15 protein-coding genes are annotated in these 15,203 nt (G+C 66.9%); 9 read left to right on the top strand and 6 right to left on the bottom strand.

Features of this window, described 5'->3' with window-relative positions; translation table 11 throughout:
* Positions 1-70 precede the first annotated feature (70 nt).
* The gene (locus AC3RCC_RS18350; RefSeq protein WP_291636437.1) at positions 71-1,348 is read left to right on the top strand and encodes an O-acetylhomoserine aminocarboxypropyltransferase; all 1,278 of its coding nucleotides are present in this window, start codon (positions 71-73) and stop codon (positions 1,346-1,348) included.
* A 117-nt stretch (positions 1,349-1,465) separates the two neighbouring features.
* Here the strand turns inward: AC3RCC_RS18350 and AC3RCC_RS18355 are convergent, their stop codons facing one another.
* Positions 1,466-2,539, bottom strand: a complete 1,074-nt coding sequence (locus AC3RCC_RS18355; protein WP_492256167.1) for a COX15/CtaA family protein — start codon at positions 2,537-2,539, stop codon at positions 1,466-1,468.
* A gap of 127 nt (positions 2,540-2,666) precedes the next feature.
* On the opposite strand from AC3RCC_RS18355, the gene AC3RCC_RS18360 reads away from it, so the two are divergent.
* On the top strand, positions 2,667-2,870 hold the full coding sequence (locus AC3RCC_RS18360; RefSeq protein WP_291636440.1) for a DUF2842 domain-containing protein: 204 nt from the start codon (positions 2,667-2,669) through the stop codon (positions 2,868-2,870).
* A 16-nt stretch (positions 2,871-2,886) separates the two neighbouring features.
* On the opposite strand, the gene AC3RCC_RS18365 is transcribed toward AC3RCC_RS18360, so the two are convergent.
* The gene (locus AC3RCC_RS18365) at positions 2,887-4,002 is read right to left on the bottom strand and encodes an N-acetylmuramoyl-L-alanine amidase (protein ID WP_492256168.1); all 1,116 of its coding nucleotides are present in this window, start codon (positions 4,000-4,002) and stop codon (positions 2,887-2,889) included.
* Between the two features lie 112 nt (positions 4,003-4,114).
* Positions 4,115-5,161: a polysaccharide deacetylase family protein gene (locus AC3RCC_RS18370; RefSeq protein WP_492256169.1), complete on the bottom strand. Its 1,047-nt coding sequence runs from the start codon at positions 5,159-5,161 to the stop codon at positions 4,115-4,117.
* A gap of 159 nt (positions 5,162-5,320) precedes the next feature.
* Between AC3RCC_RS18370 and AC3RCC_RS18375 the strand changes: the two genes are divergently transcribed.
* Positions 5,321-6,553 carry a GNAT family N-acetyltransferase gene (locus tag AC3RCC_RS18375; RefSeq protein WP_492256170.1) on the top strand — a complete coding sequence of 411 codons (1,233 nt, stop codon included), beginning with the start codon at positions 5,321-5,323 and terminating at the stop codon, positions 6,551-6,553.
* 40 nt (positions 6,554-6,593) lie between these two features.
* Here AC3RCC_RS18375 and AC3RCC_RS18380 read toward each other — a convergent pair whose 3' ends face one another.
* On the bottom strand, positions 6,594-8,771 hold the full coding sequence (locus AC3RCC_RS18380; RefSeq protein WP_291636448.1) for a GumC family protein: 2,178 nt from the start codon (positions 8,769-8,771) through the stop codon (positions 6,594-6,596).
* A gap of 310 nt (positions 8,772-9,081) precedes the next feature.
* Between AC3RCC_RS18380 and AC3RCC_RS18385 the strand changes: the two genes are divergently transcribed.
* The 6 genes from AC3RCC_RS18385 (at position 9,082) to AC3RCC_RS18410 (ending at position 14,065) form a co-directional block, all read left to right on the top strand.
* The gene (locus tag AC3RCC_RS18385) at positions 9,082-9,639 is read left to right on the top strand and encodes a polysaccharide biosynthesis/export family protein (RefSeq protein ID WP_291636450.1); all 558 of its coding nucleotides are present in this window, start codon (positions 9,082-9,084) and stop codon (positions 9,637-9,639) included.
* Between the two features lie 22 nt (positions 9,640-9,661).
* Positions 9,662-10,825, top strand: coding sequence for a glycosyltransferase (locus AC3RCC_RS18390; RefSeq protein ID WP_492256171.1), 1,164 nt, complete (start codon positions 9,662-9,664; stop codon positions 10,823-10,825).
* Positions 10,826-10,968: 143 nt separating this feature from the next.
* On the top strand, positions 10,969-11,493 hold the full coding sequence (locus tag AC3RCC_RS18395) for an RNA polymerase sigma factor (protein WP_492256172.1): 525 nt from the start codon (positions 10,969-10,971) through the stop codon (positions 11,491-11,493).
* A 1-nt stretch (position 11,494) separates the two neighbouring features.
* Entirely contained in the window at positions 11,495-12,238 is a 744-nt protein-coding gene (locus AC3RCC_RS18400) for an anti-sigma factor (RefSeq protein ID WP_492256173.1), read from the top strand.
* A gap of 103 nt (positions 12,239-12,341) precedes the next feature.
* Positions 12,342-13,700 carry a sulfite oxidase gene (locus AC3RCC_RS18405; RefSeq protein WP_492256174.1) on the top strand — a complete coding sequence of 453 codons (1,359 nt, stop codon included), beginning with the start codon at positions 12,342-12,344 and terminating at the stop codon, positions 13,698-13,700.
* 5 nt (positions 13,701-13,705) lie between these two features.
* Positions 13,706-14,065: a hypothetical protein gene (locus tag AC3RCC_RS18410; RefSeq protein WP_291649892.1), complete on the top strand. Its 360-nt coding sequence runs from the start codon at positions 13,706-13,708 to the stop codon at positions 14,063-14,065.
* Between the two features lie 9 nt (positions 14,066-14,074).
* Here AC3RCC_RS18410 and AC3RCC_RS18415 read toward each other — a convergent pair whose 3' ends face one another.
* Together AC3RCC_RS18415 and AC3RCC_RS18420 are read right to left on the bottom strand one after the other, a co-directional pair.
* Positions 14,075-14,413, bottom strand: coding sequence for an SMR family transporter (locus tag AC3RCC_RS18415; RefSeq protein WP_291636462.1), 339 nt, complete (start codon positions 14,411-14,413; stop codon positions 14,075-14,077).
* The gene (locus AC3RCC_RS18420; protein ID WP_291636464.1) at positions 14,410-14,775 is read right to left on the bottom strand and encodes a DMT family transporter; all 366 of its coding nucleotides are present in this window, start codon (positions 14,773-14,775) and stop codon (positions 14,410-14,412) included. The genes AC3RCC_RS18415 and AC3RCC_RS18420 overlap by 4 nt, the downstream gene beginning before the upstream one ends.
* Positions 14,776-15,203 lie beyond the last annotated feature (428 nt).

Here is a 15,203-nt window from a genome sequence, read left to right on the forward strand (position 1 = left end):
TTGACGGCGACGAGAGCGTTCTTTAAATCGAACGACTTGTTCGAAGACAGAATTTTGCAGGGAGCACGCCATGACCGATCGCATTCCGGGTTTCAACACGCTCGCCATCCATGCCGGCGCAGCCCCCGACGCGGCGACCGGCGCGCGCGCGACGCCGATCTACCAGACCAGCAGCTTCGTCTTCGACGATGTCGACCACGCCGCCTCCCTGTTCGGTCTGCAGGCCTTCGGCAACATCTACAGCCGCATCGGCAACCCGACCAATGCCGTGCTCGAGGAGCGCGTCGCGGCGCTGGAAGGCGGCACCGCGGCGCTCGCCGTCGCCTCGGGCCATGCCGCCGAGTTCCTCTGCTTCCACGCTCTGCTGCAGCCCGGCGACGAGTTCGTCGCGGCCAGGAAGCTCTATGGCGGCTCGATCAACCAGTTCAACCACTCCTACAAGAATTTCGGCTGGAACGTGATCTGGGCCGATTCCGACGATCTCGAAGCCTTCGCCGCGGCGGTGACGCCGAAGACCAAGGCGATCTTCGTCGAGTCGATCGCCAATCCGGGCGGCGTCATCGTCGACCTCGCCGGGATCGCGGCGATCGCCAAGAAGCACAACATCCCGTTCATCGTCGACAACACGATGGCGAGCCCCTATCTCATCCGCCCCTTCGAGCACGGCGCCGACATCGTGGTGCATTCGGCGACCAAGTTCCTCGGCGGCCATGGCAACTCGATCGGCGGCCTGATCGTCGACGGCGGCTCGTTCAACTGGGTCGGCGACGAACGCTATCCGATGCTCTCCAAGCCGCGGCCGGAATATAACGGCATGGTGCTGGGCGAGACCTTCGGCAATTTCGCCTTCGCGATCGCGACGCGCGTGCTCGGCCTGCGCGACATGGGCCCGGCCCTCTCGCCCTTCAACGCCTTCATGATCCTGACCGGCATCGAGACCCTGCCGCTGCGCATGCAGCGGCATTGCGAGAACACGCTGAAGGTCGCGACGCACCTCGCCCAGCATCCGGCGGTGGAATGGGTCAACTATGCCGGCCTGCCCGCCAACAAGTACCATGCCCTCGCCCAGCGCTATTGCCCCAAGGGCGCCGGCGCGGTCTTCACCTTCGGCCTGAAGGGCGGCTATGACGCCGGCGTCAAGCTGGTCTCGAACCTCAAGCTGTTCTCGCACCTCGCCAATATCGGCGACACCCGCTCGCTGGTGATCCACCCGGCCTCGACGACGCACCGCCAGCTCAGCGACGCGCAGAAGACGGCCTCGGGCGCCGGGCCGGAGGTGGTGCGCCTCTCGATCGGCCTCGAGGATGTCGAGGACATCATCGCCGATCTGGAGCAGGCGCTCGCCTGAGCCAGGACGACGAAACCGCCTTCAGGATGGCCGGCCTCGCGCCGGCCATTTTCATTTCCGCTCACAAGGCGCGTTCAGAGTGGGACTTCCCCTGCCGCGGCAGGCCTGACAGACGGGTCAGGCGCCTTCCGGACGCAGACCCTGCTCGGTGCGGGTGACATGAACCACGCCCATCGCCAGCACGGCGAAGCCGAGCGCCTGATGGGCGAGCCCCGCCCAGAGCGGCACCACCAGCAGCAGGGTCACGATTCCCAGCGCCGACTGCGCCAGCACGAGGCCAGTGATCGCGCCGGCGCGCCTGGTGCCGCCGGAACCGGGAGCGACGCGGCGCAACGCGAACAGGTGCCAGAGGGCCAGCGCCAACAGCAGATAGGCGCCGATGCGGTGGTTGAACTGCACCAGCGCGACGTTGTCGACGAAGTTCTCCCAGAGCGGGCTGCCGGCGAACAGCGTCGAGGCCGGCGGCATCAGGGCGCCGTCCATCAGCGGCCAGGTGTTGAAGGTGAAGCCCGCCTTGGAGCCGGCGACGAGCCCGCCGAGGGCGATCTGGACGAAGAGCATCAGGAGCAGGAAGCGGGCTCCCGCCCTGCCCTGGCGCGGCTCGACCCGGCGCAACGGCGTCAGCCAGGTGGCGTAGGCGACGACGCTGGCGAAGAACAGGCCGGCGAAGGTGAGATGCAGGGTGAGCTTGACCGGGGCGACCGCGACCATGCCGGGCTCGAGGCCGGAAGCGACCATGATCCAGCCGATCGTGCCCTGCAGGCCGAGCAGCAGGCCCATGCCGAAGAGCAGCGCGACCTGCGGCCAGGGCAGCAGGCGGCGCAGCGCCACCACGAAGAAGCCGGCGAGATAGAACAGGCCGATGAAGCGGCCGAGCTGGCGGTGCCCCCATTCCCACCAGTAGATGAACTTGAAATCGGCCAGCGCCATGCCGACGTTCAGCAGCTGATATTGCGGGCTGGCACGATACTTGTCGAATTCGAGCGCCCAGGCGGCATCGGTGAGCGGCGGCAATGCGCCGGTGACCGGGCGCCATTCGGTGATCGAGAGCCCGGAACCGGTGAGGCGCGTCGCACCGCCGACGACGATCATCACGAAGACCAGGAAGGCGGTAGCCCAGAGCCAGCGGCGGATGCCGGGATGACCGGAAGCGGCAGCGGCCAGCCGGGTATGTTCGAGCGCGATCGTCACGGAAGCGGGACCTCGGGTCGCAGGTGAAAGGCCGGAATGCGCTTCACAAGCGCGGCGTCGGGTGACAGATAGTCCGGCGGGCAAGCCCGAACAACGCCCGCAATGCCGCAGCCGGAAAGCAGATCCCATGACCCAAAGCCATCGCAAGCTCGTCGGCACGGTGGTGATCCTGGTCTTTGTCTGCGTCTACGCGCTCATCGCCATGGCCCTGGCGCAGGGACGCGTCACCGAAGCCTCGAAGCCGGTGCAGACCATCGTGTATATCGTGCTCGGCCTCGCCTGGGTCCTGCCATTGCTGCCGCTGATCAAGTGGATGGAACGGAAGGACTGAGAACCCGAAGACGAAGCTAGAGGGGCTTCAGAGCGCTCAGGTTGAGAGCTGGTCCCGGGCCGAGCTTGCGTCCAGGCGAGATATCCGACTGGCCAACCACCTCCTGCAGACTGGGATAGGCAGTTTTCAGGGACCGGATGACGCCCGCCAGGGAAGCCAACTGCGCTTCCGTATAGCGCTCCCAGGCCTGCTTCTCGTCCCCACTTTCGATGAAGACACGCTCCGGCGGAACGACGTGGCCGGACCAGGTCACCCATGAGCCGTCATCCGATCGGTTCAGCCGGCCATTGTTAACCAGCTCGATTCCGATGCTGTGCTGATTGAGGCCGGTGATACCGGAATAACTGCTCGCACCCGCATGGTAGGCAACCACATCGAACGGGACCAATTGAGCCACGGCCCCATCGCGATCGATGACGACATGAACGGATGCGCGCGCCGCCTTCATCCCGGTCAGCAGCTGATCGAGTCGATCGGCTGCCGCGAAGTCCACGACAATAAAGCGCGGCCCCGGCGCCGCGAATGGTCCACCGAAGAAATCGGATGGAATCCAGCGTGACCCGACTTCGCTCGCCAACGAATTGATGCGGTGCGCGACGATCCCGAAGCCCGGCAGCGCCAGACGGGTCAGATCGACGCCATCCACAAACTTGCCCGAAACCGGGGCGACAGTCCCTTTCCCAGGTGTCGCTACCGGCAGCTGGTCCGGCCGCAGCTTCAGAATCTTGGACGCATAGGGCTCCTCTATGATGCCCACTTCAGCGTAAAACCTCAAAGATGTCTGCTGTTGCTCGACCGTTCCTTTTCCAACGACGTTCCCGATCGTCTGCTGGATGAATTTCTGCCGCTCGAGCTTTATTTCGTGCTCTTGCTTCGTGCTCTGAAGCGCCATCTCATGCTTGAGCCGGTCGTTCGCCTGCAGGGTCTGGGCCGTAGCGTTCCGGTCATTCTGACCGAGCGCGGTCCAACTGGTCACGAAATGACCGACAAGTCCGCCGACCAATGCAATCAAAGCTGCGATGACAGTCGCGTGATGTTGCGACAGCTGGAAGCTCTTTGCCTCTTCTGCCGTCCTGGAGCTCGGACGCGTATCCTGTCCATCGCGTCCGACATCTGCTGGCACATCGTTCACCGGATGACTTGCCTCCGAGGGCCGGAACGACATTACAACGCCAGAAATATTTGCTCAAAGCGTTTCTGAACCTCGGCGGACCACTCGGGCCCGACCGTAGCCCGCTTCCGTTTCAGACGACCTTGCGCCCGCGGTTCCAGAGCAGGAACGGCAGCCCCGACAGTAGCGCCTTCAACGCGGCCTCGCTTTGATGCAAGCCGTTGAGCGAGACGCGCGGCAGCGCATGCAGGTGCTCGGCATGCTCGGCGAAGAGATGGCCCGGTCGCGTCGTCACGGCGCTGGCGAAACCGGCCTCCTTCGCCAGGGCGAATTCGCGCGGGCCGGCCGAGCCGGGATCGCCGACCGGATAGGCGAAATGGCGGATCGAAAGGCCGAGCTTCTCCTCCAGCCAGGCCTTGCTCGCGACGATCTCGCGCCGCGCCACATTCTCCGGGTGCTTCGCCAACATCGGATGGCTCATCGTATGGGCACCGATCGTGACGCCGGGTGCGCCGGCGAGCGCCCGCAGCGTCTCCAGCGGCAGGCATTGGCGCTCGACCAGCGCGACCGGGTCGACGCCGGCCTGCCGCGAAAGATCAGCGATCGCGGACAATAGGCTCGCCTCCGGCCCCTTGCGCAGGCGCCAGTAGAGCTGGTCGAAGGCCTTCTGCTTCTCGGCGTCGGTGCCGGCGGGCGCACTGAAGCGGCCATCGGGCAAATCGAGCGCGACCTGCGGCAAGGCGCGGATCGCCTCCTCCAGCTCCAGCCACCAGAGCCGCGCCGTGCGCTCGGCGAAGCCCGGCGTCACGAAGAGCGTCCAGGGCACCTGATGCTTGGCCAGCACCGGCCAGGCATGATCGAGATTGTCGCGATAGCCGTCGTCGAAACTCAGGGCGACGAAGAAGCGACCGGGCCTGGGATCGGCGAGCCGTGCCGGAACCTCGTCGAGCGGGACGATGTCGTAGCCCTCGGCCCGGATCAGCCTGATGGCGCGGTCGAGGAAGCCGGACGTGATCTCGAGCAGGCGATTGGGCTGGAAACCGCCGTTCCGGGCCGGACGGACATGATGCAGCATCAGCACCGCGCCCCGCCCTTGGGCGAGCCCCCGGCCCCAGCGATCGGCGCCGGTCAGCGCGATCGCCTTGAAGGCGGCAGAAAAAGCCTTGTGACGCCAGCTCATGCGGTTTCCAGATTCTTCCGGCTCATCGACATGCCCGATTCAACCGATCGCTAACGCTGTTCGGCAATCGCAGAATGCAACGCCCGGACAGTGGCAGCTCCGTTCACAATGCCGGGTTAAGGAAGGACGTCGCGGCGAAAACAGGAGCCTGATCGCGGAATGTCTGCCCTCGCCGCAAGCGCATCGGAGCTGCCGGCCGACGCTGTCTCACAGCGGACGGGCATTCGCGGCTGGGACCGGATCTGCGTCAGCAGCGAAGTTGGCGAGATCGAGGCCGATTGGCGCCTTCTCGAAGCCACCGGCCTGACCACCCCCTATCAGGCCTATGACTGGATCCGCCCGTTCATCGAGACGGTCGGCCGCGCCAGCGCGATGAGCTTCCGCTTCGTCCGCATCTGCGATGGCGAGGGTAAAGCCCTCGCCTTGCTGCCACTGGTGATCACGCGCCGGCACGGCACCCGCTTCGCCGAGTTCATCGGCGGCAAGCACGCCAACTACCATATGGGGATCTACCGCCCGGACTTCGCCGAGGCCCTCGACGCCGACATGACGCGGCTGCTGCTGTCGGAGATCGGCGCCGCCATCGGCGGGATCGATGCCTTCGTCTTCGTCAACCAGCCGACCCATTGGCAGGGCATCCACAACCCGACCGCCAGACTCGCCGCCGGTGCGAGCCCGAGCCTCGCCTACAAGCTCGCCCTCCAGCCGAACGACTGCGACGGCACCTTGCGCCGCTCGATGAGCAAGCATGCCCGCAAGAAGCTGACCACCAAGCGCAACCGCTTCGCCGAATTCGGCCCGTCCGAACTGGTGCAGGCGCAGGACGAACCGACGATCGCGCGTGTGCTCGATGCCTTCCTGGCGCAGAAGGCAGCGCGCTTCGCACAATTGCGCCTGCCGGACCCGTTTGCCGACCCGGCGATCCGGGCATTCCTGCGCCAGGCCGCGCTCGGTTCGCCCGGCAGGCCGCCGGTGGTCGAGCTCTATTCGCTGGATCTCGACGGGCTCTCGGTCGCGACCTATGTCGGTGCCGTGCAGGGCTCGCGCTTCTCCGGAATGGCGACCTCCTTCGACCTCGACACCGCGGCCGCACGCACCAGCCCCGGCGAATTGCTGCTCGTCGAACTGATCAAGCGCAAATGCCGGGACGGTCTGACGATGTTCGACCTCGGCGTCGGCGAAGCCCGCTACAAGACGACGATCTGCGATGATCGCGACGACCTCGTCGACACCTTCCTGCCTTTGACCGGCAAAGGCCGAGCCTATGCCGGATTCAGCCGCTTCAAGCGAGCACTGAAGCGGCGAATCAAGGCCTCGCCGCTCGCATTGAAGGCGTCGCTGCGCGTGCTCGGCTGGCTCAGGCGCCGCCCCGGGAACGCGCCCGAGGACTGACGGAAGGCCGCCCTCCGTTGCTGCGTACGCCGCGGCCTCGTCAGGCCATGGCCGGCTTGACCTCGGGGCTCTTCTCCCCGAAGCGACCTTCGCCTTCGACCATCACCAGGGCGATCGGCGCCTTGGTCAGATCGGAGAGGCGATAGGCGGCCTCGACCGCGTGGCCATTGCCGACATGGCCGGCCATGACCAGAGCGGCCTGGGCCTGGGCGACGAGGGGGGCGAGCACGGCCGCCTCGTCACTCGAAGCGGCGGCGACCAGCACCCAGTCATAGGTCTCGCAGAGCGCGGCGAGCGCGACCTCGACGATATCCGGCGCCGCCAGCACTGCGGCGCGGCCGGCATAGCCGGGGCCGATCTCATGCAGCCGCGAATTCGGCTGGCGGGTGATGATGTCGGAGAACAGCGCCTCGCCGGCGAGCAACTCCGAGAAACCGGCCTGGTTGCGTGCCACATCGCTGCCGAGATCGACCAGCACGCAGCGGCAGCGCTCGGAGAGCAGGCTCGCCAGCGCCCGGGCAGAGACGTCGCCGGGAGCCGCTCCGTCGAGCACGACCACGAGCGGCGCATAGCCGGGGCGCCCGTCATCGACACGCTCGGCGAGGTCGGCGAGGCTTCGGTCGGGATCCGACAGATCGAGCTGGAGCTGGCCGACGCGACCGCCATGGGTGAGCAGGCCGGCGACGCGTGCCTGGCGCGGGTCCACGGTCTTGTCGTCACCAGGATCGGCCTGCGGCTCGCGGGCGGCGGCGGCGCCGACCCAGCCCGGCGGCTTGCGCGGCGGCTGGCGATTGCCGCTCGAGCCCGGGCCCGATCCGTTGAGCAGCTCGCGCGAGATGATCGTCGCCAGCGCGATCAAGAAGGTCGCGAGCGTCGCGACGATCATGGTCGGAATCTTCTTCGGGAAGGAGGGCTGCGTCGGCTCGACGGCGCGCGAGATGATCCGGGCATCGGCCGGAGTCGCGTTGTCGGCGTCGCGGGCCAGAGCCTCGCGATATTTCAGCATGTATTGTTCGAGCTGTTCGCGCTGGGTGCGCGCCTCGCGCTCCAGCGCCCGCAGCTGGACCTCGCTGTCATTGGCGCCGGACACCGTCTTCTTCTGGCCTTCCAAAGCGGCGGTGAAGCTCTCGACGCGCTGGCCGGCGATCTTGGCCTCGTTCTCGAGCGTCCGCACCGTGCGCTCCGCCGCGGCGCGCAATTGCCCCTCGAGATCGGCGAGCTGGGCATTCAGCTCCTTGATGCGTGGGTGCTCGGAAAGGAGATTGCGTGATTCAAGCGCGATCTGGGCGCGCAGATTGACGCGCTGCTCGATCAGCCGGCGCACCAGCTCGTTATTGGCGACGTCGGGAATCTCGAAGGTCCGGCCGCTCTTCATCGCATCGCGGACGATCGAGGCCTTGGCCTGCGCCTCGGCCTGCTGGGTGCGCGCACTGGAGAGCTGCGTCGAGAGATCGGCGAGCTGCTGGGCGGTGATGGTGGTGTTGTTGGTGCCGACGAGCAGGCCGTTGCGCGAGCGGAACTCCTCGACCTTGGCCTCTGATTCCGCCAGCTTCTTGCGCAGCGGCTCGATCGTGGTCGAGAGCCAGGACGAGGCGCTGCGGGCGGTATCCTGCTTGGCCGCGCCCTGCATCTCCAGATAGGTGCTGGCGATGATGTTGGCCGCCTTGGCGGCAAGCTCCGGGTCCTGCGAGGTGAACTCGATCGCGACGATGCGCGAACGGCCGACCGGGTAGACCAGAAGCCGGTCGTAATACTTCTCGAGCACGCGCTCTTCGGGCGAGCGATCGGCCGGGTGCGCCCCGAGGCCGAGCAGCACCCCGACCTTCTTCAGCGCCCCCAGGGCGCCGGCGCCCGAATCGAATTCGGAATTGCCGACAAGGCCGATGCGCTTGATCGCCTCGCGTGCGAGATCCCGCGACATGACGACCTGAACCTGGCTCTGAACGCCCTCGCTGTCGAACTGGGCGCCGTAATTGTCCGCAGTCGGCCCGGGGCGCGTGTAGAAGCTGTCCCCGTTCTCCAGCAGGATCCGGGCCTCGCCGGTATAGCGCGGGGGAATGATGTTGACGGCGATGAAGGAGAGCCCGAGCGCTGCCAGCGTCGGGCCGATGATCCACGCTTTCCTCGCCTTGATCGCGGCCCAGAGGGCGGCCAGGTCGAGCATGTCGCCGGAGCGGCCTTCACCGCCTGCCGGAGCAATGTCATCGCGAGTGGTCATGAGGCTTCCATTCACGCAAAACTCTCGCGTCCGAGATCAGGACGCAGCGTCAATGAGAACCGATTAAGGTTAGTGGTCGGTAAACGCCGCGCGGAACGGGCGAACTCGGCAGCGCCACCTTTCCTGAAGCGACGCAGCGCACCGACCGGGAAGCACGCCTCGCCTCGCGCACAGGCGCGCGCTCAGCAGAAGCCAGCGCCGCTCGTCCCTCGCAAGCCCGCCATGGTTAATCCGGTGCAAATTTTAACCTGCCCTTAAGCATGTCAGCCTAACCCTGAGCCCGGATTTTGGATGGGTTCAGCACGCGATGATGAGTAGACGCCCCGTCTGTCTTGCGCTGGTGGTCGCGCTTGCGGCGGCAAGTTGCGCGCCTCGCATCGTGGCGACGGAATTAGCGATCGAGAATGCCGGGCCCTATCAGCTCGCCAGCGGCGACCGGCTGCGCATCATCGTCTTCGGGCAGGACAATCTCTCCAATGTCTATGCCGTAGACGGCAGCGGCCGCATCTCGATGCCGCTGATCGGCGCGATCGACGTCAATGGCCGCACCACCGCCCAGCTCGAGCGGGCGATCGAGGCGCGTCTGCGCGCCGGTTATCTGCGCGAGCCCAGGGTCTCGGTCGAGGTCGACGCCTATCGCCCCTTCTTCGTGCTCGGCGAAGTCACGAATTCCGGCCAGTTTCCCTTCGTGAACGGCATGACGGTGCAGACCGCCGTCGCCATTGCCGGCGGCTTCACGCCGCGCGGCCAGCGCAACTTCGCGGAAGTCACCCGGATGATGGACGGACAGCTCGTCACCGGCACGGTGCCGATCACCTATGCGGTGCGCCCCGGCGACACCATCGTGATCAAGGAACGCTGGTTCTAGTCCCGGCGCGGAGCCCATCGTCATGCCTGCCGCGACCGACGCCGGCCCCTTGAAGATCCTGCATGTCTTCCGCGCTCCGCTCGGCGGTCTGTTCCGACATGTGCTCGACCTCGCGCGCGGCCAGGCCGAACGCGGCCACGAGGTCGGCATCTTCTGCGATTCGTCGACCGGAGGAGCCCGCGCCGACGAGGTCTTCGCCGAACTTGGGCCCAGGCTCTCGCTCGGCGTGACGCGCGTGCCGATGTCGCGCTATCCGAGCCTGACCGATGCCAGGGCGCAGATTTCGGCGATCGGGAGTCGGCGGCGAGCCGCACCGCAGGTCGTGCATGCGCATGGCTCGAAGGGCGGCGTCTATGCGCGGCTGCCGGCACTGCTTTCGCCCGGCCGCCGCTACATGACGGCCTATACGCCGCATGGCGGCAGCTTCAACTACAAGCCGGGCAGCACGGAACACCGCATCTATATGGGCGTCGAGCGCCTGCTCGAACCGGCGACCGACATGTTCCTCTTCGAGAGCGCCTTCATCGCCGGGCGTTTCCAGGCCTGTACCGGCCACCTGCCGCGCACCGACCATCGCATCGTCCTCAACGGGATCTCGGACGCCGAATTTGCTCCGATCGATCACGCTTCGGCGACATTCGATCTCGTTTATCTCGGAGAGCTGCGCTCGGCCAAGGGCGTCGATACGCTGATCCAGTCGCTGGAGATCCTGAAGACAAGCGGCGGGCTGAGCCCGCGCGTCCTGATCGTCGGCTCCGGGCCGGACGAGGCGCTGCTCAAGCAGATGACGGTCGATCACGGCGTCGCCGGACAATGCGTCTTCGAGCCGCCGGGACCGATCCGCGCCGCATTGGCCAAGGCCAGGGTCATGGCGATTCCCTCACGCGCCGAATCGCTGCCCTATGTGATTCTCGAGGCGGCGGCCGCGGCGCAGCCGCTGATCGCGACCGATGTCGGCGGCATCAAGGAAATCTACGGCCCGCGGCATACGCCGCGGCTGATCCCACCCAATGATCCGACGATCCTCGCCGACGCGATCAGCAGGACGCTGGCCATGCCGGAGGCGGCACGCCGCGCCGAAGCCACCGATCTCGCGAGCTATGTACGCGCGAATTTCTGCCTCGACACCATGATCGACGGTGTGCTCGACGCCTATCGCAGCACCCTCGCCAGGCGCTTCGGCTGAGCGGCGGCGGCCTTTCCGCACAGGCCTCGAAAAGCGGTTCGACTTTCGCCAGTCCTGCGATATAGGCTGATTTCTCCCTCACTGCGGCGCGCCGGCGATGGCCTGCTTTCCGCCGCACGAGAACTGGTTCGGATGGCGCGATCATGTGGCGCGACGGACGTAAGTCGGCGCGCAATGCGCGGCTCGAACGCGAATGGACTCGGCTCTTCCGCTATGCCTGCGCTCTGACGCGGGATCGCGAACGGGCCGGCGACGCCGCCCAGGAGGCGGCGCTGCGTGTCCTCAGCGCGAAGAGCGAGCCCGCAGACGACGTCGCCTATCGGCGCTGGCTCTACTGCATCCTGCGCAACCTGCTGGTCGACCAGAGCCGGCGGCACGCGCGCGAAGCAGGCAGCGAAGCGCCTGAACCGATCGACTGGCGTGTCGCCGAACGCGCGCTCAACGCCATCACGGTGCGGCAGGCGCTGGAGCAATTGCCGCTCGCGATGAAAGAGGTGGTAGTCTTGGTGGATCTCGATGGCTTCAGCTACGCGGAAGCGGCGGCGATCATCGGCGTGCCGACCGGCACGGTGATGAGCCGACTGGCTCGTGCCCGGGCCACCATGCTCGCCATCATCGGCGAGACCAATATCCGCATCCTGCCCCAGCGCCATGTCGCGGCGCGCTGATATGCCCGGCCCGGCCGATTGGGAGCGGCTCAACGCCTTCGCCGATGGCGAACTGGCGGTCGCCGATCAGCGCGAGGTCGCGGCCCTGCTCGGCGCCTCGCCTCCGGCGGCGCAGGGCCTGCGCGGCATCATCGGGCTGAAGGACCAATTGCGGGCGCTGCCGACGGACGATGCACCGCCCTTCCCGCGGGCCAAGGCGCCGCCGCAGCGACGCCAACGCAACCTTGCCGCCGCAGTGGCTCTGGCGCTCGTCGCCAGCGCAACCCTCTTCGCCCTTCGACCGACCGGAAACCCGCAGGAGGACCGCTTCCTGGCCGCGTCGCTCGCCGCCCATGAGCGCCACGCCGACATCGTCCCGGTCGAGGGCGTGATGCAGGCTTCCTCCGACCCGATCGCGAGCGAGCTGGCACGGCTCGGCCTAAGGCCGGCCTGGCGCAGCGCCGTCACCGCAGGTGAGGAGCATGCCGGCTTCACCGGCGCGCGTGGCTGTCGCCTGAGTCTGCACGTCGCGACGCAGCTTCAGCCCGAGCCCCCGCCGGGCGGCAGCGAGACGCCGCATGCGCTCGCCCGCTGGAACGCCGACGGCAAGAGCTATCTCCTGATCGCGACGGGCATGCCGGCGGCGCGCTTCGCCATCATGGCCGGCTTCCTGAGGGACCTGACGGTACGCCCTGGCCCCGGTATCGAGCCGCTGCGCACCGCACTGCGCCAGGACTGGAGCGCCGCGCCATCCTGCCTCGCCTGAGGCGACTTCTCAAAAAGACGGCGCAGCATGGAATGATTCCAGCCGCTCGAACGTCTCATCCTCCAGTGGCGCCTTTTGGTGATGCGCCTCAAGGAGGAAACTGATGGCGAAGGCTGAACGCTCCCTGGCCGAACTTTATCGCGACGATCCCGAGCGGGCCGATGCGCAGGCCTTCGGCCGGCGCACCGACGCCTCGCGCCGCGGCTTCCTGGGCGGTGCCGGCCTGGCGGCCATGGGTGCGGCCGTCGGCGGCGCGATCCCGTTCTCGGCCAATATGCCGGCCGGCCTGATCCCGGCCGCGATGGCGCAGGGCACCGCGGCTCCGGCCGGCGCACCACCGTCCGCAGCGCCGAAGGGCCCGCAGATCCTCGACTTTCCGGGCAAGGCCAAGGGCCTCGTCGTGCTCGGCGACCGTCCGCTCGTCGCCGAAACGCCCGAGCACCTGCTCGACGACGACACCACGCCGACCGAGAAGTTCTACATCCGCAACAACGGCCAGACGCCGGAAGGCTTCACCGAAGGCGATGCCTGGGAATTCAGCATCGACGGCGAGGTCAACACCCCGCTCAAGATGAAGCTCGGCGAGCTCAAGCAGAAATTCGCCGCCAAGACCTACCGCATGGTGCTTGAATGCGGCGGCAATGGCCGCTCCTTCTTCCAGCCGACCGCCCGCGGCAACCAGTGGACCAATGGCGGCGCCGGCTGCGCCGAATGGACCGGAGCCTCGCTCGCCGAGGTCCTGAAGAGTGCCGGGCTGAAGTCGAGCGCGGTCCACACCGGCAATTACGGCGCCGACCAGCACCTTTCGGGCGATCCGAGCAAGGACGTGCTCTCGCGCGGCGTGCCGATCGAGGCGGCGCTGGAGCAGCATGCGCTGCTGGTCTGGGCGATGAACGGCCAGCCGCTCAGCAACATCCATGGCGGGCCGCTGCGGGTCATCGTTCCCGGCTTCCCGGCCTCGGTCTCGCATAAATGGCTGAAGCGGATCGCGATCCGCGACAAGGTCCATGACGGCCAGGGCATGGGCGGAACCTCCTATTCGGTCGCGATCAAGCCGATGATCCCCGGCGGCAAGACCGACGAATCCAATATGCGCACCATGACCTCGATGCCGGTGCGCGGCATCATCACCAACCCGGCCAACGGCACGCGCCTTCCGGCCGGTACCCGCAAGCTCGCTTTGCGCGGCGCCGCCTGGGACGGGCATGACGGTGTCTCCCGCGTCGATGTCTCGATCGATTTCGGCGCGACCTGGCAGCAGGCCAAGGCTGCCGAGCCGCGCAACCGCTTCGACTGGCGCCGCTGGACGACCGAGGTCGAGCTGCCCTCCGACGGCTATTACGAGCTCTGGGTCAGGGCGACCGACGGCAAGGGCCGCGCCCAACCGCACATCGCCGGCGGCTGGAACCCGCAGGGCTACGGCGCGAACCCGATGCACCGGGTCGCGGTGCTGGTCGGATGAGCCTGATGAATGCGTATCTGCGCCGCGCCGGGCTCACGCTCGGCGCGGTCATGCTGCTCGGCGCCTCGCTGGCGCTGGCCCAGGCGCCCGCTCCCGCCGAGGAGACGCCCGAAATGTTCCCGGACGCGCCGCATCGCGAGGAAGCGTTCTACGCCTGCGTCGCCTGCCATAATTTCAAGCTGGTCGCGGCCCAGGGCATGACCCGCGACAAATGGAACGAGACGCTCGCCTGGATGGTCAGCAAGCACAATATGCAGCCCCTGGCGGACGAGGACCGCAAGAAGGTGCTCGACTATCTCGAGGCGAGCTTCCCTCCCAAGGCCCCCGCCCAGCGCGGCGGCTGGACGAACCCGTTCCTGCAGTGAGGGGCGGGATCAGGCCAGCTTGAGCGCCGCCACCCCGGCGACCACCAGCGCGATGCCGAGCCAGCCGGCCGGGCGGATAGCCTGGCCGAAGGCGAGCGCACCGACCACGGCCGTCACCACCAGACCTGCGCCGCCCCAGGCGGCGTAGGCGACAGAGAGATCCATGCCGCGGATCGCCTGGGCCAGCGCCCCGAAGGCGCCGATGACCAGGATGACGCCAAAACCACCGATCAGGCGGCGCTTCAGCCCATCCGAGAGCTTGAGCAGGGCCGTGCCGAGAACCTCGAGCACGACTGCGAGCAGGAGCCAGAGCACGGCCAGCCCCTGCGGCGAAAAGAGGGCACTCATGCGAGCCTCCTCTTTTCCTCCTCTTCATGGCCGGCACCTTCATGGCCGACCCCGCGCTCGAGCAGCACGATGCCGCCGACGATCATGGCGAGCGCCGCAAGGCGCCCCGGCGTCAGATGCTCGGCGAACATGACATGGCCGATCACGGCGATGCCGACGATGCCGAGCCCTTCCCAGACCGCATAGGCGACCGCCATCGGGATGACGCGCAGCGCCAGGCTGAGGAGGGCGAAGGAAAGGCCGATCAGCACAAGCGGCAGAAAGGCCAGGAAGAGTGGCGCTGAAACGAAGACCTTCAGCGCCGACGTAGCGAGAATCTCGACGGCGACCGCCGCGAGCAGAACAATCCAGTGAAAAGACACAGGTCACACAATTGGCGCGAGCCCAAGGCGCCGGCGACGCGGGTGCGACGTCGACGGGGTGCGCATCGTTGGCGTTTTAAAGACGAAACAAGAGAGTATAAGGAACTCTTCGGTTCTCACCGAAGGTCAGCACAGCATCACGCCCATCTCCCGTTAGACCGGGGGCGGAAGCCAGAAAATATGTGCTTCTCAGTCGCTCATCGCAGCTCTAAATGCCTGAAATTGTGCTTTCTGTCAACGCTGACGCGACTTCCAGCGATCTCATGCGTGTTTTCACAGCCGTTCGTATACCATCGAAACACGGGCTATCACCCTGAAGACCCAAGCGAAAATCCAACTGCGCCGGAGCGTGTGCCGAACCTCGTGGCCGCAGGCCTCGCAGGTGCCGAAAACGCTCCGGCCTCCACTCAAATCGCTTCAGCTTTCGC

Source organism: Allobosea sp. GW823-FHT01F03 (assembly GCF_058798075.1).

Coding starts and splice junctions, on each gene's coding strand:
- AC3RCC_RS18390 (WP_492256171.1), top strand. CDS start 9,662: ATGCCTGCCGCGACCGACGCCGGCCCCTTGAAGATCCTGCATGTCTTC.
- AC3RCC_RS18370 (WP_492256169.1), bottom strand. CDS start 5,161: ATGAGCTGGCGTCACAAGGCTTTTTCTGCCGCCTTCAAGGCGATCGCG.
- AC3RCC_RS18400 (WP_492256173.1), top strand. CDS start 11,495: ATGCCCGGCCCGGCCGATTGGGAGCGGCTCAACGCCTTCGCCGATGGC.
- AC3RCC_RS18410 (WP_291649892.1), top strand. CDS start 13,706: ATGAATGCGTATCTGCGCCGCGCCGGGCTCACGCTCGGCGCGGTCATG.
- AC3RCC_RS18375 (WP_492256170.1), top strand. CDS start 5,321: ATGTCTGCCCTCGCCGCAAGCGCATCGGAGCTGCCGGCCGACGCTGTC.
- AC3RCC_RS18415 (WP_291636462.1), bottom strand. CDS start 14,413: ATGAGTGCCCTCTTTTCGCCGCAGGGGCTGGCCGTGCTCTGGCTCCTG.
- AC3RCC_RS18385 (WP_291636450.1), top strand. CDS start 9,082: ATGAGTAGACGCCCCGTCTGTCTTGCGCTGGTGGTCGCGCTTGCGGCG.
- AC3RCC_RS18405 (WP_492256174.1), top strand. CDS start 12,342: ATGGCGAAGGCTGAACGCTCCCTGGCCGAACTTTATCGCGACGATCCC.
- AC3RCC_RS18395 (WP_492256172.1), top strand. CDS start 10,969: ATGTGGCGCGACGGACGTAAGTCGGCGCGCAATGCGCGGCTCGAACGC.
- AC3RCC_RS18380 (WP_291636448.1), bottom strand. CDS start 8,771: ATGACCACTCGCGATGACATTGCTCCGGCAGGCGGTGAAGGCCGCTCC.
- AC3RCC_RS18360 (WP_291636440.1), top strand. CDS start 2,667: ATGACCCAAAGCCATCGCAAGCTCGTCGGCACGGTGGTGATCCTGGTC.
- AC3RCC_RS18350 (WP_291636437.1), top strand. CDS start 71: ATGACCGATCGCATTCCGGGTTTCAACACGCTCGCCATCCATGCCGGC.